The sequence below is a fragment of the Rhizobium aouanii genome, from assembly GCF_037002925.1.
GTDB classification, from domain to species: Bacteria; Pseudomonadota; Alphaproteobacteria; order Rhizobiales; family Rhizobiaceae; genus Rhizobium; species Rhizobium aouanii.
In genome coordinates this window covers 1-22,425 of sequence record NZ_JBAMYD010000006.1, presented here as the reverse complement: position 1 = coordinate 22,425, position 22,425 = coordinate 1, and the positions used below count along the sequence as shown (strand labels likewise).

The 22,425-nt window shown below is 57.4% G+C and carries 23 protein-coding genes and 5 pseudogenes; 21 read left to right on the top strand and 7 right to left on the bottom strand.

The genetic code is table 11. The features are described from left to right. Window positions 1–40 precede the first annotated feature (40 nt). Window positions 41–940 carry a LysR family transcriptional regulator gene (locus V8P77_RS12075; RefSeq protein ID WP_319641408.1) on the top strand — a complete coding sequence of 300 codons (900 nt, stop codon included), beginning with the start codon at window positions 41–43 and terminating at the stop codon, window positions 938–940. Window positions 941–1,388: 448 nt separating this feature from the next. Beyond that, on the top strand, window positions 1,389–2,573 hold the full coding sequence (locus V8P77_RS12070) for a leucine-rich repeat domain-containing protein (protein WP_335912918.1): 1,185 nt from the start codon (window positions 1,389–1,391) through the stop codon (window positions 2,571–2,573). 89 nt (window positions 2,574–2,662) lie between these two features. On the opposite strand, the pseudogene V8P77_RS12065 reads toward V8P77_RS12070, so the two are convergent. Continuing rightward, window positions 2,663–2,875 (bottom strand): annotated as a pseudogene (locus tag V8P77_RS12065) (IS66 family transposase); the annotation flags it as partial. Between the two features lie 300 nt (window positions 2,876–3,175). On the opposite strand from V8P77_RS12065, the gene V8P77_RS12060 reads away from it, so the two are divergent. The 15 genes from V8P77_RS12060 to V8P77_RS11990 all read left to right on the top strand — a co-directional run bounded on the left by V8P77_RS12060 (window position 3,176) and on the right by V8P77_RS11990 (window position 16,156). Next, window positions 3,176–3,721: a hypothetical protein gene (locus tag V8P77_RS12060; protein ID WP_264396734.1), complete on the top strand. Its 546-nt coding sequence runs from the start codon at window positions 3,176–3,178 to the stop codon at window positions 3,719–3,721. 390 nt (window positions 3,722–4,111) lie between these two features. Continuing rightward, window positions 4,112–4,432 carry an iron-sulfur cluster assembly accessory protein gene (locus tag V8P77_RS12055; RefSeq protein WP_264396735.1) on the top strand — a complete coding sequence of 107 codons (321 nt, stop codon included), beginning with the start codon at window positions 4,112–4,114 and terminating at the stop codon, window positions 4,430–4,432. 24 nt (window positions 4,433–4,456) lie between these two features. Then, a complete protein-coding gene (locus V8P77_RS12050; RefSeq protein WP_264396736.1) occupies window positions 4,457–5,161 on the top strand; it encodes an iron-sulfur cluster assembly scaffold protein in 705 nt (234 codons plus the stop codon). Beyond that, on the top strand, window positions 5,158–6,348 hold the full coding sequence (nifS, locus tag V8P77_RS12045) for a cysteine desulfurase NifS (RefSeq protein ID WP_264396737.1): 1,191 nt from the start codon (window positions 5,158–5,160) through the stop codon (window positions 6,346–6,348). Before V8P77_RS12050 ends, nifS begins: the two co-directional genes overlap by 4 nt. Window positions 6,349–6,694: 346 nt before the next feature. Further along, complete coding sequence (nifW, locus tag V8P77_RS12040; RefSeq protein WP_264396738.1) at window positions 6,695–7,078, top strand: nitrogenase stabilizing/protective protein NifW; 384 nt, start codon at window positions 6,695–6,697, stop codon at window positions 7,076–7,078. Between the two features lie 183 nt (window positions 7,079–7,261). Beyond that, window positions 7,262–8,113, top strand: coding sequence for an electron transfer flavoprotein subunit beta/FixA family protein (locus V8P77_RS12035; RefSeq protein WP_264396739.1), 852 nt, complete (start codon window positions 7,262–7,264; stop codon window positions 8,111–8,113). 15 nt (window positions 8,114–8,128) lie between these two features. Beyond that, window positions 8,129–9,238, top strand: a complete 1,110-nt coding sequence (locus tag V8P77_RS12030; RefSeq protein ID WP_373694591.1) for an electron transfer flavoprotein subunit alpha/FixB family protein — start codon at window positions 8,129–8,131, stop codon at window positions 9,236–9,238. A 10-nt stretch (window positions 9,239–9,248) separates the two neighbouring features. Beyond that, window positions 9,249–10,556, top strand: a complete 1,308-nt coding sequence (locus V8P77_RS12025) for an FAD-dependent oxidoreductase (RefSeq protein ID WP_264396741.1) — start codon at window positions 9,249–9,251, stop codon at window positions 10,554–10,556. 12 nt (window positions 10,557–10,568) lie between these two features. Beyond that, window positions 10,569–10,868 (top strand): ferredoxin family protein, encoded by a 300-nt coding sequence (locus tag V8P77_RS12020; RefSeq protein WP_264396742.1) that lies wholly within the window; start codon window positions 10,569–10,571, stop codon window positions 10,866–10,868. A gap of 133 nt (window positions 10,869–11,001) precedes the next feature. Further along, window positions 11,002–12,735 carry a nif-specific transcriptional activator NifA gene (gene nifA, locus V8P77_RS12015; RefSeq protein ID WP_264396743.1) on the top strand — a complete coding sequence of 578 codons (1,734 nt, stop codon included), beginning with the start codon at window positions 11,002–11,004 and terminating at the stop codon, window positions 12,733–12,735. 177 nt (window positions 12,736–12,912) lie between these two features. Next, window positions 12,913–14,427 carry a nitrogenase cofactor biosynthesis protein NifB gene (gene nifB, locus V8P77_RS12010; protein ID WP_264396744.1) on the top strand — a complete coding sequence of 505 codons (1,515 nt, stop codon included), beginning with the start codon at window positions 12,913–12,915 and terminating at the stop codon, window positions 14,425–14,427. 3 nt (window positions 14,428–14,430) lie between these two features. After that, window positions 14,431–14,631 carry a 4Fe-4S dicluster domain-containing protein gene (locus V8P77_RS12005; protein ID WP_264396745.1) on the top strand — a complete coding sequence of 67 codons (201 nt, stop codon included), beginning with the start codon at window positions 14,431–14,433 and terminating at the stop codon, window positions 14,629–14,631. A gap of 73 nt (window positions 14,632–14,704) precedes the next feature. After that, the gene (locus V8P77_RS12000) at window positions 14,705–15,028 is read left to right on the top strand and encodes a nitrogen fixation protein NifZ (protein WP_264396746.1); all 324 of its coding nucleotides are present in this window, start codon (window positions 14,705–14,707) and stop codon (window positions 15,026–15,028) included. Next, a complete protein-coding gene (gene nifT / locus V8P77_RS11995; protein ID WP_264396747.1) occupies window positions 15,025–15,237 on the top strand; it encodes a putative nitrogen fixation protein NifT in 213 nt (70 codons plus the stop codon). The genes V8P77_RS12000 and nifT overlap by 4 nt, the downstream gene beginning before the upstream one ends. A gap of 43 nt (window positions 15,238–15,280) precedes the next feature. After that, entirely contained in the window at window positions 15,281–16,156 is an 876-nt protein-coding gene (locus V8P77_RS11990) for an SIR2 family NAD-dependent protein deacylase (RefSeq protein WP_264396771.1), read from the top strand. A gap of 50 nt (window positions 16,157–16,206) precedes the next feature. Here the strand turns inward: V8P77_RS11990 and V8P77_RS11985 are convergent. Beyond that, window positions 16,207–16,392: pseudogene (locus tag V8P77_RS11985) on the bottom strand (ISNCY family transposase); the annotation flags it as partial. Between V8P77_RS11985 and V8P77_RS34780 the strand changes: the two are divergent. Next, a pseudogene (locus V8P77_RS34780) lies at window positions 16,359–16,517 on the top strand (IS30 family transposase); the annotation flags it as partial. The pseudogenes V8P77_RS11985 and V8P77_RS34780 sit on opposite strands and share 34 nt — an antisense overlap. Before the next feature lie 9 nt (window positions 16,518–16,526). Here V8P77_RS34780 and V8P77_RS11980 read toward each other — a convergent pair. From V8P77_RS11980 to V8P77_RS34775, 3 genes and pseudogenes are all read right to left on the bottom strand, one after another. Further along, window positions 16,527–17,048, bottom strand: a complete 522-nt coding sequence (locus V8P77_RS11980; RefSeq protein WP_264396748.1) for a MaoC family dehydratase — start codon at window positions 17,046–17,048, stop codon at window positions 16,527–16,529. 406 nt (window positions 17,049–17,454) lie between these two features. Continuing rightward, entirely contained in the window at window positions 17,455–18,417 is a 963-nt protein-coding gene (locus tag V8P77_RS11975; protein WP_264396749.1) for a LysR family transcriptional regulator, read from the bottom strand. An 898-nt stretch (window positions 18,418–19,315) separates the two neighbouring features. Then, window positions 19,316–19,450 (bottom strand): annotated as a pseudogene (locus tag V8P77_RS34775) (IS5/IS1182 family transposase); the annotation flags it as partial. Between the two features lie 406 nt (window positions 19,451–19,856). Between V8P77_RS34775 and V8P77_RS11965 the strand changes: the two are divergent. After that, entirely contained in the window at window positions 19,857–20,873 is a 1,017-nt protein-coding gene (locus V8P77_RS11965) for a helix-turn-helix transcriptional regulator (protein WP_264396752.1), read from the top strand. A gap of 14 nt (window positions 20,874–20,887) precedes the next feature. On the opposite strand, the pseudogene V8P77_RS11960 reads toward V8P77_RS11965, so the two are convergent. Together V8P77_RS11960 and V8P77_RS11955 are read right to left on the bottom strand one after the other, a co-directional pair. Next, window positions 20,888–21,106, bottom strand: a pseudogene (locus V8P77_RS11960) (recombinase family protein); the annotation flags it as partial. Then, a complete protein-coding gene (locus V8P77_RS11955) occupies window positions 21,093–21,272 on the bottom strand; it encodes a hypothetical protein (protein ID WP_264396753.1) in 180 nt (59 codons plus the stop codon). The gene V8P77_RS11955 and the pseudogene V8P77_RS11960, both read right to left, overlap by 14 nt. A 102-nt stretch (window positions 21,273–21,374) precedes the next feature. On the opposite strand from V8P77_RS11955, the gene V8P77_RS11950 reads away from it, so the two are divergent. Beyond that, window positions 21,375–21,764: an IS1096 element passenger TnpR family protein gene (locus V8P77_RS11950; RefSeq protein ID WP_264396754.1), complete on the top strand. Its 390-nt coding sequence runs from the start codon at window positions 21,375–21,377 to the stop codon at window positions 21,762–21,764. Between the two features lie 331 nt (window positions 21,765–22,095). Further along, window positions 22,096–22,425, top strand: a 330-nt coding sequence (locus V8P77_RS11945; RefSeq protein WP_264396755.1) for a LysR family transcriptional regulator, incomplete at its 3' end; no start/stop codon positions are given.

Below are 22,425 nucleotides of genomic sequence, written 5' to 3'. Positions count from 1 at the left end.
CTGCGAAGCACGGCAACATCGAGAACCGAACCTGGCATCGATGGATCTGAACCTGTTGGTGGCGCTCGATGCATTGATGGAGCACCGTAACGTCACGCGTGCAGCCCAGAACATCGGTCAGAGCCAACCGGCGACGAGCCGGGCGTTGTCAAAGCTGCGCGCAGTGTTCAATGATGATCTCTTGGTTCGCTCCTCGACCGGTCTGGTCCCCACTCCGCGGGGCGAGCGCTTCGCCCGTATGCTGCGACCGGCGTTGCATGAGATCCGTGAAATCGTGGCAAGTCAAAGCTCGGCCCAAAAGGAATGGCCTTCGAAGGCGGTATTAGCGATGCCTGATCACCAAGCGCTAGTCCTGCTGCCGCGCCTCCTGCCGCAGTTGCGCGAGCGCGCCCCTCAACTCGATATTGTCACCGATCCGTTTCTCGCTGGCGCGCTGCGCCGACTCGAACGGGGCGAAATAGATCTTGCGGTCGGGCAGATTGGCACGTCTCCCCCCGGTTATCTGCGCCGCAGCCTTTACACAGACCGTTTCGTCTGCCTGCTGCGTTACGACCACCCGGCCTTGGCGCAGGAATGGACACTCGAAAGCTGCGCGGCATTGCGCCATGCCGCCATCGCGTCGAACTGCGAGGACGGCTTCGGGCAAATCTACGATCAACTGGACGCCTTGGATGTGCCGAACCGCGATCCGTTGCTGGTTTCCAGCGTGCTGACAGCCGCGGTGGTGATCGCGGCGACCGACCTGGTGCTGATTCTGCCGCACCGCATCGCGACACGGATCGCCGCCATTCTATCGCTCGCGATTGTTGATCCGCCCATGGAGCTGAAGCCCTACGAGGTCGCGCTGATTTGGCACGAGCGTTGCCATCGCGACCCCGATCATGCCTGGCTGCGCCGTGAAATCGCCGTGGCGGCAAAAGCACAACCCGCACAAGAATAACCGCGGAGGTAACTCACTGATAGTCGAAACAGCGCCAGCATTCGAGGCAAGAAGGAGCAGCAAGCCTGACTTTGCTGCGGCGTGGCCAGCCGAACAGAAGGGCCTTGTTTCCGCGGCCCCTGTATCCTGCTCGCGGAAGAGCATCGGTCAAAGTGTTCCTCACATTGAGCGGCTGGATCAATGCTCCACGTCAAAGGGATATGCGTGCACGGATGGTTTCAGAATGAATTCTGACATTTCCACAGGGACAGCCGGTCCACAGGGACAGCCGGTATGAATTTTGCCTGGTGAAGAGTCCTCGGCGATCACTAACACAGGCGCCCTCATGATCATGAAAAAGGAGTGATGCGAAGTGGCGAAAGCAAATCGGCCCCAAACGGGCGCGCACAATTCTCACGAGATTACACCCCCGCAATTGGCACGCACGGAAGCGCCACCGCACGCGAGCTTGGATGCCTGGATCAAAGAGGGAGAGGGAGAGGGAGAGCACTGGGGTCGAAAAGAGGCCGTGAAACGAATAAACGCCTGGGTGGAGGATGGCGATGTCAATGCGGTGCTGAATCTGTCATCGCTCCATCTGACCAGCCTGCCAGATACGCTCCCGGCCGGACTTCGATGGCTCAACGCCGAGCGGAACCAGCTGATCTGCCTGCCTAGAACACTTCCGACCGCACTTAAGACAATCGAGGCGAGCTATAACCAGCTAATCTGCTTGCCCTATAAACTTCCCGCGGGGCTCCAAACGCTCAAAGTCGATCTCAATCAGCTGACCACCTTAGACTTCAATCTCCCGGCGAGTCTCCAGACTCTTCAAGCCAGCTACAACCGGTTAGTCAGCTTGCCCGGAACCATGCCGGCTGGGCTCCAGACCCTCGGCCTCGCGTACAACCAGCTAAGCAGTCTGCCCGACAAGCTTCCTCTCAGGCTCCAAACGCTCAATGTGGTCGGCAATCAGTTGACCAAGCTGCCTGCTAGACTTCCTCCCGAAATCCAACAATTCATCGCCAGATACAACCGGCTGACCAAGCTGCCCGACAGCCTTCCCCCAGCGCTCGAAGTGCTCATCGTCGACGGCAATCAGCTGACGTGCCTGCCCACGACGCTACCGGCCCGGCTAAAAACACTCGAGGCGAACTATAACCAGCTGACCAGCCTGCCGGACAACCTTCCCCAGGGGATCCAGACCATCATCGCGGGCAGCAACAGCTTCACCAGGCTGCCGAGAGCCCTCCCGCGCGCGCTCGAGGTGCTGGATGTGAGCGGCAACCAGCTGACCAGCTTGCCCGACCTACTACCGGACGGGCTCAAGACACTCAGCGTTGGCAGCAACCAGCTTGCCCAGTTGCCCGCCAACCTCCCGGCCGGGCTCAGGACGCTCGTTGCCGAGGAAAACCGTCTGACCTGTTTACCCGATCAACTTCCCGCCGGGCTCAAGACGCTCATCGCTAGGCACAACCAGGTGACTAGGCTACCCGAGAATCTGCTGACGCAGCTGGGGGAGTGCACGGTTTTTCTTGAGGGTAACCCGCTCTCTGAGCAGGAGGAGACGAACCTGGCCGAAGCGATCAGCGTTCCTAGCTACTCCGGTCCGACGGTATTCGTCTCCTGCCGCCGGACTTCAGAAAGATGGTAAACGCTAATTTCCCTGCAGATTGACGCCGGCGATTCGACGGAACGTGTTTGAATGGGGGGGTAGTGTGGGGCTTGATCAGGCCGCTGCGGCTTTGGAACATTGAATGGCAGCAGGTCAGAGTTGTCGGCGTCGTCGGCGCGCTGAGGCAATTTGGTGAATGGCGCAAAAGTGGCCAAGGGTTCGACGCCGCAGGCTCTGCAGGCAACATGAGGCTGTAGACGACGGCGCTGGCCTTCGCTCCATCGACGGTCCCTGACACAGGATTTTCGGCCAGTGGCAAAAATTCTGATATCGCGTTCGAGTTATTCGTCACTTCAAGGAATGTCTCATGGATGATTTGGATGAACCGCCGAAATAAAGCGTGTGAGTGCCCGGCGCCATCGCGTCGCTCAGGTGCAACTCCCTTTGTTTTCCATTGGTGTAGGCGTTCTGCGGCTGATGACGTTTATCGTGACGTTCGGTCGGAATACGGACAGTGAAACCCTCGAGCGATCCGCGACGATCACTGTCTGGGCGCTGGTTGGCATCTTACTTGCGCATGGGCACGAGCCAGGCACAGGTCTAGAAGATTTAAATGCAGTCCACGTGAGGAGCAGCAATTAATGACGTGCATTGTCGGTTTAATCCACAACGGTTCGGTTCAGATCGGGGGCGACAGCGCTGGTGTGGTCGACCTTTCCCTCACCGTCCGCGCTGATCGCACGGTCTTCCGAAGGCACGAATTCATCTTCGGCTTTACGAATTCGTTCACAATGGGCCAGATGTTGGCACACTCCTTCAACCCGCCAAAGAGGCGTCCTGAATTCGATGCCTATGCTTTCATGGCAACGGAGTTCGTCGACGCGCTCCGCTGCTGCTTGAAAGATGGTGGCTATGCCAAGCGGCACAACGACACCGAACGCGGCGGCACTTTTCTCGTTGGCTACGCCGGACGGCTCTTCAAAATCGACGAGGACTATCATGTTGGCGAGCCCCTGGACGGTTTTGACGCCTGTGGATGCGGGCACCAGATAGCGCTGGGCGCGCTCTTCGCATCCTCGAACTCTCCGCCTCAGGAAAGATTGGAGAAAGCTCTCAATGCTGCGGGGCGTTTTTCTGTCGGCGTACGCGGACCGTTTCATTTCGAGACGCTGGACTCGGCCGAATGAAGGCGGTCGATGTGCGGCCGCTGTTGCGCCAGTTATTTCCGAGAGGCCCACAAACTCTGCGCTCCCTGCCGGCTGGTCTATCGGCCGCGGATAGAGCACCGATATCTCCGGCTGACGGATTCATCGCCAGCGTTTTTGCAGTAGATCTCCGGGGGCAACGAGTGCCCGAAAGGCGAACCGCTCTATGTAGTGCCTTGCACAGGCTTTCTCCGTGAGGAAACACGAGGACTGCAACTTCCAAGCCGCACCCAGCCATGTCAGATGTCCGACGATGTCAGACACACGACATCGCAATTTAAAGTCATCATATTGTTGGAAACCAATCTTTCTCCTGGCACGGTTGATGCTCGGTCAGCCTCGAGACAAACGCCATTGAGGTTAGACCGATTCATGATCACGCTCACCGAGAACACCGTTGCCGCTATGAAAGCTGTGCTTTTCAGGGCCAACGAGCCGATGGAAGGCTTTCGCATCATGGTCCAAGCAGGCGGCTGCGCCGGATTTAAATACCTGATTGGTCTGGAAAGCTTCTCGCGCGAGGGCGATGCGATCATCGAGGCAGACGGGGTAAAGGTGTTCGTGGACGTAGGCTCACAACCCCATGTCCACGGCATGACCGTTGACTTCATCACAGGGTCCGAGTTCGCCGGTTTCATTTTCGACAATCCTAACGCGCGGGAGAAATGCGCCTGCGGCAAATCTTGTAGCTGACAACCTGATACAGTGAGAAGGCTCATGTGGGACTATTGGTCAAGGATACAGGATTACTTCCTGAACTCGATGAATGCCGGCGTTCTGGAGGCACTCAATCCCGTTACTCAGATCGGCGCTACCTTCTGTAGAAAGGCACTTGAAGCAATGACTAGAGCCAATGCGGTAGCGCAAGTGCTCACCGCGGCGGGCTTCCAGAATTGGCGCAGCAGTTATGCATTCGTCTCCTCTTCGGTGATGACCAAATTCCTCAACGGAAAAATCGTCGACGATCGAGTCCGGATTGCCCATCTGGCGAGGGCGGCCCATCGAAGCAGTCTGTCGCCGGAAAAGACGCATTGTTGTTCGGCGACGAATTATACAGCAACCGCAAGTTCACTCAGCGGGAATCGCCTCTTTGACCACGAGGAAGACGCCTGTCTCCACAAAAGCTTCAATGTCAATGGGGTGACCGGAGGGACTGCCGTATCACCAGACTCAACACCGAGCAGTTCACCTATGAGACGAAGCGTCCTGGCGGCTAGGTCACATGCTCCGACGCGATGGAAAGTCCTCGCAGGCGACATGCAACGATGGTCACCGAACGACTCACTATGCGTGAAAAGGCCCGCGCAGCTGGCGGAAAAGACGACCGCGCCCAAACGGCGTGGTCGATTGTGGAGGCGAGAAATCGCTTCCGCCGCCATACGGGGGGCGTCGCAACTTGAAACAGCCGAGTTCGCACAATGAGATCTGTTTATCTCGACAATAACGCAACTACACGGGTCGATTATGAAGTCGTTCAAGCCATGCTTCCGTTCTTTACGGATCAATTTGGAAATCCTTCGTCGAAGCACGCATTTGGCTCCTCTGTCAGTGCCGCGGTGAGAAAGGCGCGCCGGCAGGTACACGCGCTGATCGGCGCGCGGTGCGATTATGAAATCGCGTTCACCTCGGGCGGGACGGAAAGTGACAATGCGGCAATGCTTTCGGCACTCGAAGTGATGTCTGATCGTACAGAGGTTGTGATTTCCTCCGTCGAGCATCCGGCAGTGCTAACGCTCTGCACCCATCTCGAGAGAACGCGCGGCGTCAAAGTGCACAAGATTCCGGTGGATCACCATGGCCGTCTCAATCTCGACGCCTACAGGGCCGCCCTCACAACCCGTGTGGCAATCGTTTCTATCATGTGGGCGAATAATGAGACCGGGACGATATTTCCCGTGGTCGAACTCGCTGAATTGGCCAAGGGGGTCGGGGCCCTTTTCCACACAGATGCAACCCAAGCGGTCGGTAAGATTCCAGTCAATCTCAAATCGACTGCAATCGACATGCTCTCGCTCTCCGGCCACAAGCTGCATGGCCCGAAGGGGATTGGCGCGCTCTATGTGAAACGCGGGGTACGTTTCCACTCGCTTATAAAGGGTGGCCGCCAAGAACGTGGTCGGCGCGCCGGCACAGAGAATACCCCCGGCATAATCGGGCTCGGCAAAGCCGCCGAACTTGCCCGGAAGTTCATGGAAGACGTGAACACAAGGGTGAAGCTACTCCGAGACCGCCTGGAGCATGGCATACTCCAGCGTGTACCAAACGCGTTCGTTATCGGCAATTCGCTGGAGCGACTGCCTAACACTACGAACATAGCCTTCGAGAATGTGGAAGGCGATGGCCTAGTGCATTTTCTCGACCGCTATGGCATCGCCTGCTCCTCCGGTTCCGCCTGCGCCTCCGGCTTGTTGGAGCCGAGCCACGTCTTGAAAGCGATGAAGATCCCTCATGCTGCGGCAAACGGGGCAACCCGCTTCTCCTTTTCGCGTGAGAACCGCGATGAGGACGTCGACCGCGTACTCGAGGTAATCTCCGAAACTGTCCAGAAGCTGCGCGACGTAGGCCGTTATGGATCGTGGCTCGGAGACATCCAAGCCTATATGCCGTGAAGGGAAGAGGCAGCCTCCATCCATGTGTCAAATCTTGCCCAACGAAATGACCCCGCATGACGGTAATGCCCGCGCTGTCTTCGGAGCGGCGGGCTCCGCGGCAAAGATCTTCGATACTGTCTCTATAAGAGTTGACTGCCGGCCCGTCGCAAGAGCAGTGGACATCAAAGACGTCGCGTCCCCGCGGGTGAGCATCTCAACGGTGTGGCTGAAATCTCGATCGTCAGCCATGCCGCGACTTCCGACACGATCGCCTCGCCGGCTGCCGCCAACTCAATCTTCCTCTTTGGCTGCAGGTCACGTTTCGGCAAATGCACGCAGCCCGGAACCGACCAGGGAGAAAGCAATGAGCTGTAGTTCTGATGATGGCCGTCCCATGGATGTCAACGACATCCTCGAACGGCTCAAACGTCTGTCGGATGCGGAGGAGTTTTTCGCAGTCCTTGGCGTCTCCTATGACGCGAATGTGCTCGATGTCTCAAGGCTCCATATCATGAAGAAAATGGGGCAGTACCTCGCCGAAGACGACCTCTCTGATCTCCCCAACCAGGCGGTCGCTGCGCGGGCGCGCGCCATGCTGGAACGCGCCTACGAAGATTTCGCGACGTCCTCGCCGCTCACACATCGAGTCTTCAAGGTGCTCGAGGACAACGACCCAGACAAACCTGCCGCAGGAGGCCCCACCTTCGTCCCCCTCGATTCAGTCCTAAAGTCGTTCGAGAGAGAATGAGTGCGGACTGGCTGCGACGCGACAATGTCGCGATTACGACAACGTCGGTCACGATCCAGACAGAGCTCAGAGGACGAAGATCCACATTTCAATTGATAGGGCGAACGCAAAGCGGTTGGCACGAATGGTGCTTTGCTCGGAGATTAACGCCAAGTCTGCCATCGAAGGGAGCAAGAGATCGCCATGCACATCGTAGTCTGTATCAAGCAGGTGCCCGACTCCGCACAGATACGCGTCCACCCTGTCACGAACACGATCATGCGCCAGGGCGTGCCTACCATCATCAACCCCTATGACCTGTTCGCCCTCGAAGAAGCACTCAGATTGCGCGATTCCCACGGCGGCGACGTCACCGTACTCACCATGGGCCCGCCCCTGGCTGAAGACGCATTGCGCAAGGCACTCACTTATGGCGCCGACCGCGCCATACTTCTGACTGACCGCCATTTTGCCGGTTCAGACACTCTGGCGACCTCCTTTGCTCTTTCTCAAGCAATCGTGAAAATCGGAGAGACCTTCGGCACGCCTGATATCATCTTCACGGGCAAGCAGACGATCGACGGCGACACCGCCCAGGTCGGACCCGGCATCGCCAAGCGCCTCGATCTCCTACAACTCACCTACGTCGCGAAAATCGCCTCCATTGATCTCGCTTCACGCGAAATCACGGTCGACCGACGCTCGGAAGGCGGAACGCAGACGCTAAAGAGCAGGCTCCCTTGCCTCATCACCATGCTGGAAGGCACCAACGAGACTCGCCGCGGCTCGCTCGACGACGCACTCCGCGCTGCGCGCAGCCAGATCGTGAAGTGGAGTGCGGCCGACGCCGGCATTGAAGACCTCACTAAATGTGGCCTGCGCGGTTCGCCCACTGTCGTCAAGCGCGTCTTTGCCCCTGCGGCGCGGGCGGAAAGAGCGGAGCAAATCGACAGCGCGGATAAGACGCTTCACGACCTTGCTGATGAGCTGATCTCCGGAATTTTTGCGCGCCAGCCGGCGCTGGAACGCGAACTCGCCATTAACAGCGGCGCGTGATCGCAAGGAGCAATACTGTTGACCGAGAAACGAAAAAAGCCCTCTCCCCCCGCCAGCGGCGGGCGTATCAAGACAGAGCTGCCCGAGCATTTCAGGGACTACCGGCACGTCTGGGTGTTCATCGAGCTCGAGCGGGGCCAAGTCCATCCTGTCTCCTTCGAACTGCTTGGGGAAGGACGCAAGCTCGCCGACGAACTGGGCGTCGAGCTTGCGGGCGTCGTCCTCGGACCGCCCGGCGAGTCCACCCGGTATGCCGTTGCCGAGGCTTTTGCTTATGGCGCCGATCTCGTCTACCTGGTCGAGACTCCGCTACTTGCCGATTACCGCAACGAACCTTTCACCAAGGCGATGACGGATCTGGTCACTGGCTACAAGCCTGAGATTCTGCTCCTCGGCGCGACCACGCTCGGCCGCGATCTCGCGGGTTCCGTGGCGACCACGTTGCTGACGGGGCTCACTGCTGACTGCACCGAACTCGCTGTGGATGCGGATGGTTCCCTCGCGGCGACTCGGCCGACCTTCGGAGGCTCCTTACTCTGCACGATTTACACGCTTAACTGCCGCCCGCAGATGGCAACAGTACGGCCGAGAGTCATGGCCATGCCGCAGCGCGCGAACAAGCCGGTCGGCCGTATCATTCAGCACGACGTCCCGATGATCGAGGAAGAGATCGTCACAAAGGTCCTCGCCTTCTTGTCCGACGGCAAGTCGGCAGAGGCCAATCTCGCCTATGCAGACGTCGTGGTTGCCGGAGGCCTCGGTCTCGGAGCGGCGGAAAACCTGAAGCATTTGAGGAACATCGCCGGAGCCATCGGGGCCGAATGTGGCTGTTCGCGCCCATTGGTTCAAAAGGGTTGGATGCCGGCTGATCGGCAGATCGGCCAGACTGGCAAGACGATCCGGCCGAAGCTCTACATAGCGGCCGGAATTTCCGGCGCTATTCAGCACCGCGTCGGCGTCGGTGGAGCCGATCTCATCGTCGCGATCAACACCGACCCAAACGCACCGATTTTTGACTTCGCCAACATTGGTATTGTCAGCGATGCGATCCGCTTCCTGCCCGCTCTGACGGAAGTTTTCACCCGCCGGCTGGCGCCGCACAATCGCGAGAAGCTTGCGAACTGAGGGAAATGGCATGATCGAAGAACAGTTCGATGCGATTGTGATTGGGGCCGGCATGTCCGGCAATGCTGCTGCTTACACCATGGCAAGCCGAGGCCTGAAGGTCCTGCAGTTGGAGCGCGGTGAATATCCGGGTTCCAAGAATGTCCAAGGTGCCATCATGTATGCGAACATGATGGAGAAAATCATTCCGGATTTCCGAGATCATGCGCCTCTCGAGCGGCATCTGGTTGAGCAGCGCTTCTGGATGATGGACGACACATCCCATATCGGGATGCAGTACCGGTCGGATGAATTCAATGAGATGAACCCCAACCGTTACACCATCATTCGTGCCCAATTCGACAAATGGTTTTCGCGCAAAGTGCGCGAGGTCGGCGCAACAGTTCTATGCGAGACGACTGTGACTGAACTCGCCTGCGACACCGACGGTCGGGTGATCGGCGTCCGCACCGATCGCGCCGGCGACGTGATCCTGGCAGATGTGGTCGTTCTCGCCGAGGGCGTCAATGGACTTCTCGGCACGCGAACCGGGTTGCGTGAGACGCCTAAGCCGGAAACCGTCGCACTCGCCGTCAAGGAAATGCATTTCCTGCCCGAAGAGGTGATCGGCCAGCGGTTCGGTCTGAGGGGCAACGAAGGCTGCGTGATCGAGGCAGCCGGAACCATCTCCCGCGGCATGGCCGGGCTCGCCTTCGTCTACACCAACAAGGAGTCGATATCGCTTGGTATCGGCTGCCTTGTCTCCGATTTCGCTGCTACGGCGGAAAGTCCCTATAATCTGCTCGAAAGCTTCAAGAACCATCCGTCGGTCAAGCCGCTGATCGCGGGTTCGGAGATCAAGGAATATGCCGCTCATCTAATTCCGGAAGGTGGCTACAAGGCAATCCCGCAGCTCTTCGGCGACGGCTGGGTTGTTGTGGGCGACGCGGCGCAGCTAAACAATGCCGTGCACCGCGAGGGCTCCAATCTCGCCATGACGTCAGGTCGCATGGCCGGTGAGGCTATCTTCCTGATCAAGAGTAGTGGGCAGCGCATGAGAAAGGAGAACCTCGCCCTCTACAAGAAGATGCTGGACAAGTCCTTCGTCATCAAAGACCTGAAGAAATACAAGGATATGCCTGCCCTGATCCATACCAACTCACGTAACTTTTTCATGACCTACCCGAAGTTAATGTCGCAGGCTGCGCAGAACTTCATGCGGGTCGATAGTACCCCGAAAATTGATAAGGAAAGGGCAACCACGGCCGCCTTCATTAAAGAGCGGTCACGCTGGGGACTGGTCAGCGATGCACTTCGCTTCGCATTTGCCTGGCGTTGAAGGAGAGATGAGATGACAATCGCTGTTGCTAAGCTACGGGTGGAAGACAAGCTCTACCAAAATCGTTATCTGGTCGACCCAGGGCGCCCGCACATTAAAGTGCGTCCGCACCAATGGCCGAGCACCAACCTGCTCGCGCTGACGCGCGTTTGTCCGGCCAAATGCTATGAGTTGAATGAGAAGGGCCAAGTGGAAATCACCGTCGACGGCTGCTTGGAGTGCGGCACATGCAGACTACTGTGTGAGAAAAGTGGGGACATCGAGTGGAATTATCCCCAAGGCGGCTTCGGTGTCCTTTTTAAGTTCGGATGAGTGGGAGGCACTTCCACAACTCCCTCAACGTCCAAACGGTATTGAATTCTGGGCATTGGAATAAAATGTCTCCAGCGTTCAAAATCCAAAAAAGCGCGTGTGAGGAGCACTTGACAATCTCTGAGGAGTTTCAATGGGTCACATTCTGCGCGATCGGGTCAACGAAAGAGGATGGTCCGATTCCTCCATAAAACCCCAAGCGGATCTCTCGCTCAGCGGAATCTACCAGATATCGAAGGTCCTGACCGCCCCTACCCGGCTCGAGATTACGCTTGCCAATGTCGCGAACACCCTCGCCTTGCTGCTGGATATGCGTCACGGAGCAATCGTCGTCCTGGAAAGAGACGAAGAGCCGGAGTTCGTCGTAACTGCCGGCGTCACGCGCCCGCCTCACTCAAGCAATGACCGAGCGATACCGCAGGCCGTGCTGGACGAGATTGTCGCTACCGAGGCGCCGGTATTCATTCCGGATGTCAGCAAGTCCGAACTATTTCCGGCTGATTTCGAAACGTCTTCAAAGAGTGGCGCCCCACCAACCAGCTTTATAGGTGTCCCGCTAAAGGCAGAGCGCAAAATACTTGGGGCCTTATCGATCTACTGCGTCAGCGACCGCCGCGACGATGACCTACGTTTTCTGACCATGGTCGCCGATCTTATTGGCCGGACCATTTGGCTCCATCGCACCCTAGAGCTGGACAGTCAGCAGCCCGCCCGCGAGCAAGGGAACGGCGAGGCATCTCCTAGCGCGGAGAGACGCGACACCGGTCGGCATCTGCGTGCCAGAATCGGCTGGCTCATCGGAGAAAGTCCGCCTGTCAAACAGGTGCTGGAAACCGTTTCGGCCGTGGCAACGACCAATACAACTGTGCTTCTGAGAGGTGAAAGCGGGACCGGAAAGGAATTCTTTGCACAAGCCATCCATGAGCTTTCACCTCGAAGTAAGAAGCCTTTCGTCAAACTGAACTGCGCCGCGCTGTCCGAAGGCGTTCTGGAGTCGGAGCTGTTTGGGCATGAAAAGGGTGCCTTTACGGGTGCCATCTCGCAACGCGCGGGCCGTTTCGAATTGGCGAATGGAGGAACGCTGTTACTTGATGAGATCGGTGAGATTTCGGCTGCCTTTCAAGCCAAGCTGCTGCGCGTCTTGCAGGAAGGCGAACTGGAGCGAGTGGGCGGCACGAAAACGCTTAAGGTCGACGTTCGCCTCATATGCGCCACCAATAGAAATCTTGAGGCAGCTGTCGCCAATGGGGAGTTCAGGGCTGACCTCTATTACCGCATCAGTGTGGTACCGATTGTCTTGCCGCCGCTTAGAGAACGACCCGGCGATATTCAACGGCTTGCAAGGGTCTTCCTCGACCGGTTCAACACGGAGAATGGTCGCGAGCACTCCTTCGAGCCCTCGGCACTTGACGTTCTCTCGCAATGTTATTTCCCCGGAAACGTCCGTGAGCTGGAAAACTGCGTGCGACGGACGGCGACACTCGCGCATTCAAGGGCTATCGTTGCTTCGGATTTCGCCTGCAAGAACAGTCAGTGCCTCTCATCACTACTCTGGAAAGGAACCGACTGTTCTGCCGGCGGCAATGCCATTGATGAGCTCAGTCGGAGTAGTAACATTCCGAGCCCTTTGCCGCTTTCGGGCAAACCCGTCCGCGCCTCGCAGAACGACGTCTCTCCCGCCATGGGCGATCCGAAGGACCCCACTTGCCCCGCTATGGACTCGCGTTTGACGGAGCGCGAGCGGCTGATCGACGCGATGGAGAAGGCCGGCTGGGTACAGGCCAAGGCGGCTCGTATCCTCGGCCTCACGCCGCGTCAGGTGGGCTATGCTCTACGTCGGCTTGGTATTGCAATGAAGAAGTTCTAAGCTGCGAGGAGGCGCGTTGCCCTTCGCGAACAATGTCGAGAGCCTGACAATACCGCATCAAGAGCAGACAGGCAGTTTTCCGACAGGAAGCGCCAACAGGTTGAAGTAAAACGTTTCTTCAAATTGGCACGGCGGTTGCGTTGTGACCAACATCGTTCACCAGCCACGGAGCCGTTTATGTCCGCACGGATGACTTCGCTTGAGAGCCTCACCAGAACGACATCCTTAGACCACTTGCAGACGACCGCGAAATCCGATGGCTGTGCAACCTCCTCCTCCTGCGGTTCGCCCTTCCAGCCCGATGATGTGAACTCAGCTGTCTGGGAGAAGATCAAGGATCATCCCTGCTACTCAGAAGAAGCCCACCACTATTTTGCGCGAATGCATGTAGCGGTTGCGCCTGCCTGTAACATCCAGTGCCACTACTGCAATCGCAAATTTGACTGCGCCAATGAAAGCCGGCCTGGTGTCGTCTCTGAGAAGTTGGCGCCAGACCAGGCGCTACGCAAAGTCATTGCGGTCGCCAATGAGGTGCCGCAGCTTTCCGTGCTCGGCATCGCCGGACCGGGCGATGCCTGTTACGACTGGAGGAAGACTAAGGAGACATGTGAACGGGTCGCCAAGGAAATCCCCGATATCAAGCTTTGTATCTCCACGAACGGCCTGGCCTTGGCGGAACATGTCGACGAACTCGCTGAAATGAATGTGGACCACGTGACGATCACCATTAACATGGTGGATCCGGAAATTGGCGCAAAGATCTATCCTTGGATTTTTCATGATCACCGCCGCTACACCGGAATCGAAGCAGCCAAGATCCTGCACAAGCGGCAGATGCTGGGCTTGGAGATGCTGACCGAGCGTGGCATTCTCACCAAGATCAATTCGGTGATGATTCCCGGCGTCAACGACGAACACCTCATCGAGGTGAACAAATGGGTCAAGGAGCGTGGCGCGTTCCTGCACAATGTAATGCCGCTGATTTCCGACCCCGCGCACGGTACTCATTACGGCCTGACCGGGCAGCGCGGCCCACGCGCGATCGAACTGAAGGCGCTTCGAAATAGTCTCGAAGGTGGTCCCAGGTTGATGCGCCATTGCCGGCAGTGCCGGGCCGATGCTGTCGGCCTGCTCGGTGAGGATCGGGGCCGGGAATTCACGCTCGACCAGGTTCCCGGTGAGATCACCTACGACGCTCGCAAGCGCGAGGCCTATCGGGTGGTGGTCGCCCGCGAGCAAGGCGACTACATAACGGCCAAGAACGACGCGATCGGGATGATCAAGGATGCAGGTTCCGGCAGGTCGCTTCTCGTGGCGGTGGCGACCAAAGGCGGCGGTCGCATCAACGAACACTTCGGTCATGCCAAGGAATTCCAAGTTTATGAAGCCTCGGCAATGGGAGTCAAGTTTGTGGAGCACCGCAAGGTCGAGCAGTACTGCCTTGGCGGCTGGGGCGAAGAGACCACACTTGAGCGTGTCCTCGCTATGCTCGAAGGGATAGATATCCTCCTATGCGCCAAAATCGGAGATTGTCCCAAGCATCAGCTCTCAGAAGCTGGTCTCCGTATAACAGACGCCTTTGGCTATCACTACATCGAGACGGCCATCAGCACGCTTTACGCCGCCGAGTTTGGGGCTAAACCACTGCCGACCAGGGCTTCAGCCTCTCATCCAACCGAAACCAGGAGCTGAAGAATGTCCTTCAGGATCGTCGCATCCCAATGCACCCAATGCGGAGCCTGCGAGTTCGAATGCCCTTCCGGCGCGATCAAGTTCAAGGGCGAGGCCTACGTGATCGATCCGAACAAGTGCACCGAGTGCAAGGGAGTCTTCGAGTTACAGCAATGCGCCTCCGTATGTCCGGTGCCAGACACCTGTGTTCCCGCTGAACTTTAATCCGGTTGGCGACATGACGGGGTCTTCTTGAACTCCTTTATCGACACGCTGCAGCTCAGGAAGGATAACGGTGATGGGCCTTGGACGCGAACAGGAAGTCGAGATCCGCAACCCTCCGCGATTTATGCCGGGTGAGCGGGTCCGTGCCACACGCCACGTAATGAATGACGGCACCTATCCTGGGAAAGATATCGGAGAGAACTTGGTACGAAAAGGCGACGAGGGTTATGTGCGCGACATTGGCACCTTTCTCCAGCAGTTCTACATCTATGCCGTCGAATGGATCGATTGCGGCAACCTCGTCGGCATGCGCGCGCGCGAACTGGTGAGTGTCGACGTTCCCGGATTCGGCGTTGCCAAAACCGCCATCGGTCTCAACCAAAGGACAGCCCTATGAAGGTCATGATCCGCAGAACGAGCGCCGGTTTGACGGCGTATGTTCCGAAGAAAGATCTCGAAGAGCCGATCGTAAAGTTCGAGAACGAAGGCCTGTGGGGCGGGGCTATAACGCTACGAAACGGCTGGCGATTCGCCCTGCCCCACCTCCCGCTGGATACGCGTCTGCCGGTCACCATCGAGGCGAGGAAGATTTCCGATGACGACTGACGCTGCACAGCTTGGCAATTGCGAGCAGCCAGAGAAAACCGCAATGAACACGGTCTTGACCCCTGACGGTCTGTTGGTCGTCCGCAATAATGACGCCGAAAGATGGCTTGATCTACTGAAGAAGGCGATCGCCGCCGATGAGATCATCCCTTATCTCGGTCCAGGGCTCCTGCAGCTCAACTGCGCGGAACCGCCTGTACCGAATACGCCGGAAGTCGTTGCCGCAGCACTCAATGCGCGAACGCCCGCTCCTTCCAAGATCCGCACCAATATGTGGTCGGTCGCGCAGTTCATCGAGCAGCGCCGACATCGCCGGACCCTTCAAACCTGGCTGGCCGAGATATTCGCCCCACCGGTTGCGCCGACCATTCTTCACGACTGGCTTGCAAAGCTGCCACTCTCTCTCATCGTCGATAGCTGGTACGACGCGACGATGCGCGCAGCCCTCGTAGAGACCCGACGGACGGACGTGGTCGAGATACAAGGCGTCTCACGGGCGACGGAAATGGGTAACATTTGGACAAAGACCTACGGTTTGACCGGAAAGGAACTTGGAGCCAGACCACAGGCAAGAACGGTTCTCTACACGCCCCACGGCAGCATTAGGCCGGCCGCGAACTTCCTTGTGTCGGATTCCGACTATGTGGAAGTCTTAACAGAAATTGACATCCAGACGCCCATCCCGGAAGTGGTGAAGGAACGGCGTACCGCCCGCGGTTTTTTCTTCGTCGGGTGCCGCTTCAACGACCAGATGCTGCGCATTTTCGCTCGGCAATTGATGAAGCGCTCCAAAGGCCCACATTTTGCAGTCGTTGATGCGGAAACGCTGACCAAAACCGAACGCCGTTTCCTATCTGCAAGCGCAACCACGGTGATCGACATGCCTGTGGGTGAAGCCGCTGCATATCTTGTCGGATGAAGCTCAACGAGGGGGTGAGGTAAGGCAGAAAATGCAACGGCGACGTGCGTGCCGGACTCGATGCCGGCGCGAAAGTTCCTGAGCTTGCGGTAAACCCAGCGGCTTTTGACCATGTCTTCGACCTTGAGGCCGCACTTCTTGTGGAAGGCCATGTCACGCAGGCCCCAGGCCTTGGCCTGCCTCAGATTGGCGCGGCTGGCAAAGCCGCCGTCGGCGGCGGCCTGACGCGGCGCCTGGTGACTATCGGGCCATTAACGCGCAGTGGCATGCTGATCGAGCAGCACGACGACCTAAGGCGGGCAAGCTGACAACCAATCCTGCTCTTCATGACTACGTGCAAGACCGGCTCGCCGGGCTCGTGAGGGCGAGCCTACATGCCGCGAGAGACGCACGCCGGACGTGAGCAGGCATCCGCCGGCGGGTCCTTCGCTTCGAATTGAATGATTGTTTGCCAAATCGCACTCAGCGCGGGCTTTCTTTCCGCTTCAATCTCTACTTTTGCGTCATAGGTGACCATCAGCATGCCTGCGCCGCGGAAGCGGGCGTCGGCCAAGGCGAAGCGGCCGCGCACCCGTGCTCCGCTTTTGACCGGCGCCATGAAGCGCACTTTATCGAAGCCGTAATTGATGCCCATCGTCTGCTCGCGAATCTTCGGCAGGCAATTGTAGCTCATCGCCGAAAGCAGCGAGAGCGACAGGAAGCCATGTGCGATCGCGCCGCCGAAGGGCGTCTCCGCCGCCGCGCGCACCGGGTCGGTGTGGATGAACTGGAAGTCGCCCGTCGTCTCGGCGAAGTTATCGATGGTCGTTTGTGTCACGACTATCCAGTCGGAGACGCCGATCTCCTTGCCGATCAGTTCCTTGACATCGAAAAGCGAGATTTCTTGCGTCATTTAGTTTAGTCATCCTGATGAGGGCCTCGCAGTCGAACTGTACTTGTTGAGGCTAGGCTTTAGAACGCGACGATAACATTGCAGAAAGCACTGAAGTAGTTGCTAAGGCTACGATTGAGTGCCGCATCGCGAGCGCGTCGCGATTGATCGCGGCGTCAGTGGCATGAAACGCCCCTTGAGATGGTGATCGTGGGCCAATAACCAATTGTCGACACAGGACGACAATGGTGCGCCCAGAAACTTCCTGTCTGTGTTGTCTACAGCTTCATCTTTACTCTAATAACATTTGAGAAGATTTCAAAATGGATTGTTTAAATGACAGCAATCCACATCCTGAATATAAGCTCTTTTGGAGGCCATGATCTCAGTTCGTCCGAGTTATGGCTGAGACGAAAGCCCCGCGCATTCACGAATCACTCTGGGGCAATAATCTCGCATCAATGCCGCAGTCCCCCATCCCACGCGGAGACGTCATGCCTGAGGCCTCCTGCTTAAGTATTTCACGCATCCAGATGCTTGCCGGATCACTGTTGTGAAGGGCGGGCCATTGCATGGCCACGGTGAAGGCGCTGAACGGCAGCGGCAGTTCGGCAATTCGTAGGGGAAATCTTTTTGCGAAATGCTCAACCAGCCGCAAGGGGATGGTCGCTATTCGGTCTGTGCCCGATAGCACCGGCGGAATCATGCTGAAGCCTTGAACGACGACTTCGATGCGCCTTCTAAGGCCGTGCTCAAGCAAATACCATTCGTCGACGTTTCGCGCATTCCCGAATTTGGCCGCAACGTGCCCCATCGACATGTATTTCTCGAATGTAAGCGGCTGCTCCAGCTGCTTATTGGTGCGACAGCCCACGCACACGAGTGTCTCGTCGAACAATGCCGCTATAGGTTGCCCGCCCGACATGAAAATTTCCGGAAGAATTAGAAGATCGACGTCGCCGCGCCGGAGAAGCTTGCAGGGCTCGTCCGCAGGAGGCAGCAATTCGAAGCTGATGGACGGCGCCTCCCGCGCAACTCGCTCCACGATCTTTTCGAAAAATACGAGCGTGACGTGGTCGGAAAGGATGATCCTGAAACGGCGATGCGATTGGGCTGGGTTAAAATGATCCCATTCAATAATGGAGAACTGAATGTGCAGCAAAGCCTCGCGCACCACGGGAGCTAGTCGTTCCGCACGCGGTGTTAGGATAAGTTCGCGGCCAACCATCGTAAACAGCTCATCTCGGAAATAGGCGCGCAACCGGGCGACTGCCGCGCTCATGGCCGGCTGACTCAGGTTAATGCTGCGAGCCGCCGCGGTGAGTTTACGTTCCGTCGTCAGAGCGTCGAGCGCAACGAGGAGATTTAGGTCAAGGCCCTTGAACCGCATGTCATCGTTTATCCATGGCGTTATGGTGAAAGGTGAGGTCGGAATTGAACTGCACTTCCAGCTCAAGCTGGAGTACTGGAGGACGTCATCAGCAAGATCGAACTGACTGCATGGAAAAAAGTAACAAGCCGCTCACCAGAGGCAGGACACCTGCGAGACGACTTCGATCTAGTTGACTGCTGCAACACAGGCCGGGATACCGATTTGGCATGGAGCCGATAAGCCCCGCCTCGACCGAGGCGGCATCTGCTCAAACCGACGTAGGCCAAGCGCAAGCTTGATATCTGTGCCGTCTATTCCGTTTCCAATGATGGCGGAGTGAGCTACGGCTGGCCGCAAGTGCGCCCCGATCGACGCTTCAATGTTTGGGATGGCGCAGAGGGAAACATCGGCGATACGAGTCCCACCGCTCGTGATGTGCATCCGTTCCGGGACAGCTCGGCAACCTCGCCCTTGGACGGGACGATTGATGACCGACCGCGAGAATGTGGTTGTCAGGGAACTCCTGAGAAAAAACGGACGTCGGCGCCCGCCCGAAGATATCCGGTTCTAATTGGCAGTACAGAATGCCATCGATCCAATTCACCATCTTACGCCTGCGGTCTCCCTATAAGATCTGCCTCGTCTGCTCCCGCCGGGCACTGTCACCGGGAACTAGTGGGGGAACCGAGCGAGGCTACCAATCCGCGGCCAATGCTTAAACGACACGACTCAATGAGCTGGCCTAGCGCGCTAAGTGCCGGTCTCCGAGTGAATGCAGCAATCCAAAAGATTGGTAAAATCAATTGTTTGGATGAACTATATTCGCGCAATGGATGTGAAAGCCTGCAACTCTAGCTGAGAATGGGCCTAGAAAAGACGTCAAGGACAGCAGCAGTTTGCGAGGCGACGCGCGATCAAGGCGAATATAGGCGACGATGATCAATGCCTCGGCTGAGGCGAAGCCACGCAAAAGTGCGTTCAACAGAACCTCAAAGCCCTTCGCCTTGTCAGTGCGCGTGAAGATTTCCCGCGTCCAGCGGCCGATCTTCTCGCCTTTTCACTTCGTCACCGGTGGCGCAGCGATTTCATGCGTGGCGGTGTGGCGCCTGGGCCCGGCGCCTGTGAAGAGAGAGGTGGCGCTGCGCGTGGTCACGCCCTTGCTCGAAGCGCCCGTCGCCGCCCGGCAGGACGATCGCGTCCGGATGCTTCTTCGGCAACGGGAGGGAGTCCGCGCCCCTACACAATCCGACCTATGATTTCACTGATGATGGGCTTATATTTGGGGCAAAGTTTCATGCGAGCATCGTCCGAACAATTTTCTTTTTGGGCTGCAGAAACTCTCATTTGTCAAGGCGGCTCTAAAGCGGTAATCAAGTGTGCTTGGCGCACATCTCGCGATCCTCGGCCATTGAACCTGCAGGAGCGTTGAAAGCAGGGATACTGAGTCCGGAGAATACATGATGGAAAATAGCGCCGATAATGCAGTTTTTCGATATCGTGGCTCGACGTTCGATAGCATGATCGAAACCCTCGGAGGGGTTTTCGGCACATTCGACGCCGCACTCGTCGATCGTGCTCAAGACTTCCATTGGGGCCTCGATCTTACGGCCTGCGAAAGCGCAGTATTGATTACGGGTTATCATCAGACAGGGTTTCAGTTCCGCACTCAGTGGTATTCCGATGCAACAGAGTACCTATCGCTTGTGGTGCCGCGCAGAGGTGGCATGGGGGTTACGTACGGCTCGCGCATGTCTGAAGCCGGACAAGGCAAATTGCTTCTTTACAGGAATTTCGAGCCTGACATCATCTCAATGCATGGGCAATCCAACCTGATTGATGAGTTGCTGCTTAATTGGTCTTTGATCCAACGGACCATTGGCGAAACTTTCGATGTGCCGTTTAATGGCTCGCTCGACCTGTTGCCCGAAGTGGATCTCTCAACTCCAGTTGGTAGGACAATCGGCAAAATCGCGGAAGCGATCATTGACGGAATACGCGATAATGGCCCCCTCATTCAGTCTCCCGTAGCGATGTCACATATTACGCAGACGCTAGCCGATGTTGTAATAAGGATGGTGCCTCATCGGTTGTCGCATCTCATAGATAAGATGCCCCGCATGATTGCTCCCGGACATGTCCGCCGCGGGATCGAGTTCATGCACGCCAATATCAACCGGCCAATTACAATGCCCATAGTGGCCGAAGCAGCTGGTGTTTCTACCCGAGCACTCGAAGCGGGTTTTCGTGCTTTTAAGGAAACAACACCTGCAGCCTATTTACAGATGCTTCGGTTACGGGCAGCACGGGAGGACCTGCTCGATCCAGAAAACCGTATGCTTGTGAAAGAAATCTGCCTGAGATGGGGATTCTTTCAGTTCGGGAGGTTCTCCGCAGTTTATAGGGCACACTATGGAGAAGATCCGTCCGAAACAAGGAGACGCGTCTGCGGATCACATTCTCGTAGGTCTTCCTGACAGGCGCTCACGCCGAAGCCGGGGCGCGCGACCGTACCGCTGGCAGAGCGTCCCAGGTCGTCGTCGATCACCTCAATGTCGCTGAAGCCGCGTTGTCGCGCGACGTCAACAAGATCGTACTGCCGTCGCTGGCTTTCCAGATTGGTCATAACCTGCGACTGCGTGGATTGCCGCACATAAACGACTGCCTTGCGCGCGAGCAGCGCTGTCGGAATCAAATCAGTGCTGGTCATCGTTGAGCTCCTCGATGACCAGACCGGCCGCCTGCATTAGCAGGCAAGCCAGAGTTGATACCGCCTTCTTGCGGTCCTTGTCGCTCAGTCCGTCGAGCGTCCGGGGTTTGAATATCAGGTCGAGCTGCCGGCCTGACGCCGGCATCAGCGTATTGCGGGATCTCATCGTCTTCCTCCTGAGTGATTCTACGTCCACCCCGGAAGAGTGCAGGCTTGTCGCCGCCGGTGACCAGCCTGTGCAGTTCGACCAGCGCCGCAAGATCGACGCGTGCAAGACCCATGGTCATCCCGCCGCACACCACAGGATCAATCATCCACCCCGAAATCGAGACCACGACATCTGCGGGCCCCAAAACCCTCAGACACCGACCAGTCGCTCGTTCTTCGACGCCGCGAATGGAAACCCTCTGGCCGAAATACGGATGCCATCGATAATGAACCTCGACTTCATTGCCCACCCGAGGATATCGGCGGACCGTGGGGCTATCGAGAGTTCATAGAAGCGCTTGCTGATCCCGATCATGAACGCCATGAAGAACTCATCGAATGGTGGGGCGGCAACCAATTCGACACCGATGTCATCGACAAACCCGCGATCGAGCTCGCCCTCCTGGCACTCGCCAAGAAATGGACCCGCAAACTACGCTCAAAAACCTGAAGGACGTAGCCTGCGGTCTTCTCCGGACGGTTACGTCGCTCCTCGCTATTGACCGACCTTGATGCGGTGCCGTCGACCGCCAGAAGCTCTCGACCGAACAGGTCGAGCTACCGGCATGGGATGACGAAAGGCCGAGCATTCACGCGCTGAGAATCGGCGCGACGCGAGGTTGGATCGCTCGCATTGCCCACCGCGCGTCCGCAATCTGACACCGCCATATCCAGATTCGCGTCCAATGTGCAATTCGCGCATGAAAGTTCCATACCTTATTACTAAAGACAATTTGTATCACTAACAAGGAATGCTGATAGGTGACTATGGATAAAGAGACATGCGGTTCAAGGGCCTTGATCTAAATCTCCTGGTCGTGCTCGACGCTTTGATGGCCAAGCGTAATCTCACGGCAGCGGCACGCAGCATTAACCTGAGCCAGCCGGCCATGAGCGCGTCGGTCGCCCGGTTGCGCGCCTATTTCCAAGATGAGCTGTTTACGATGGTTGGCCGCGAATTTATCTCTACGCCACGTGCCGAAGGGCTCGCGTCCGCGGTGCGCGAGGCTCTGCTGCACATTCAGCTCTCCATTATTTCCGGGGAGCAGTTTAACCCGGCCCACTCAGATCGTCGCTTCAGGATCATCCTTTCCGACTACGTTACCCTCGTG

What these genes read in the sequence shown, in the direction of transcription:
- V8P77_RS12075 (WP_319641408.1), top strand. Translation starts at nt 41, where the DNA reads ATGGATCTGAACCTGTTGGTGGCGCTCGATGCATTGATGGAGCACCGT.
- V8P77_RS12060 (WP_264396734.1), top strand. Translation starts at nt 3,176, where the DNA reads ATGACGTGCATTGTCGGTTTAATCCACAACGGTTCGGTTCAGATCGGG.
- V8P77_RS12055 (WP_264396735.1), top strand. Translation starts at nt 4,112, where the DNA reads ATGATCACGCTCACCGAGAACACCGTTGCCGCTATGAAAGCTGTGCTT.
- V8P77_RS12050 (WP_264396736.1), top strand. Translation starts at nt 4,457, where the DNA reads ATGTGGGACTATTGGTCAAGGATACAGGATTACTTCCTGAACTCGATG.
- nifS (WP_264396737.1), top strand. Translation starts at nt 5,158, where the DNA reads ATGAGATCTGTTTATCTCGACAATAACGCAACTACACGGGTCGATTAT.
- nifW (WP_264396738.1), top strand. Translation starts at nt 6,695, where the DNA reads ATGAGCTGTAGTTCTGATGATGGCCGTCCCATGGATGTCAACGACATC.
- V8P77_RS12035 (WP_264396739.1), top strand. Translation starts at nt 7,262, where the DNA reads ATGCACATCGTAGTCTGTATCAAGCAGGTGCCCGACTCCGCACAGATA.
- V8P77_RS12025 (WP_264396741.1), top strand. Translation starts at nt 9,249, where the DNA reads ATGATCGAAGAACAGTTCGATGCGATTGTGATTGGGGCCGGCATGTCC.
- V8P77_RS12020 (WP_264396742.1), top strand. Translation starts at nt 10,569, where the DNA reads ATGACAATCGCTGTTGCTAAGCTACGGGTGGAAGACAAGCTCTACCAA.
- nifA (WP_264396743.1), top strand. Translation starts at nt 11,002, where the DNA reads ATGGGTCACATTCTGCGCGATCGGGTCAACGAAAGAGGATGGTCCGAT.
- nifB (WP_264396744.1), top strand. Translation starts at nt 12,913, where the DNA reads ATGTCCGCACGGATGACTTCGCTTGAGAGCCTCACCAGAACGACATCC.
- V8P77_RS12005 (WP_264396745.1), top strand. Translation starts at nt 14,431, where the DNA reads ATGTCCTTCAGGATCGTCGCATCCCAATGCACCCAATGCGGAGCCTGC.
- V8P77_RS12000 (WP_264396746.1), top strand. Translation starts at nt 14,705, where the DNA reads ATGGGCCTTGGACGCGAACAGGAAGTCGAGATCCGCAACCCTCCGCGA.
- nifT (WP_264396747.1), top strand. Translation starts at nt 15,025, where the DNA reads ATGAAGGTCATGATCCGCAGAACGAGCGCCGGTTTGACGGCGTATGTT.
- V8P77_RS11990 (WP_264396771.1), top strand. Translation starts at nt 15,281, where the DNA reads ATGAACACGGTCTTGACCCCTGACGGTCTGTTGGTCGTCCGCAATAAT.
- V8P77_RS11980 (WP_264396748.1), bottom strand. Translation starts at nt 17,048, where the DNA reads ATGACGCAAGAAATCTCGCTTTTCGATGTCAAGGAACTGATCGGCAAG.
- V8P77_RS11975 (WP_264396749.1), bottom strand. Translation starts at nt 18,417, where the DNA reads ATGCGGTTCAAGGGCCTTGACCTAAATCTCCTCGTTGCGCTCGACGCT.
- V8P77_RS11965 (WP_264396752.1), top strand. Translation starts at nt 19,857, where the DNA reads ATGATGGAAAATAGCGCCGATAATGCAGTTTTTCGATATCGTGGCTCG.
- V8P77_RS11955 (WP_264396753.1), bottom strand. Translation starts at nt 21,272, where the DNA reads ATGAGATCCCGCAATACGCTGATGCCGGCGTCAGGCCGGCAGCTCGAC.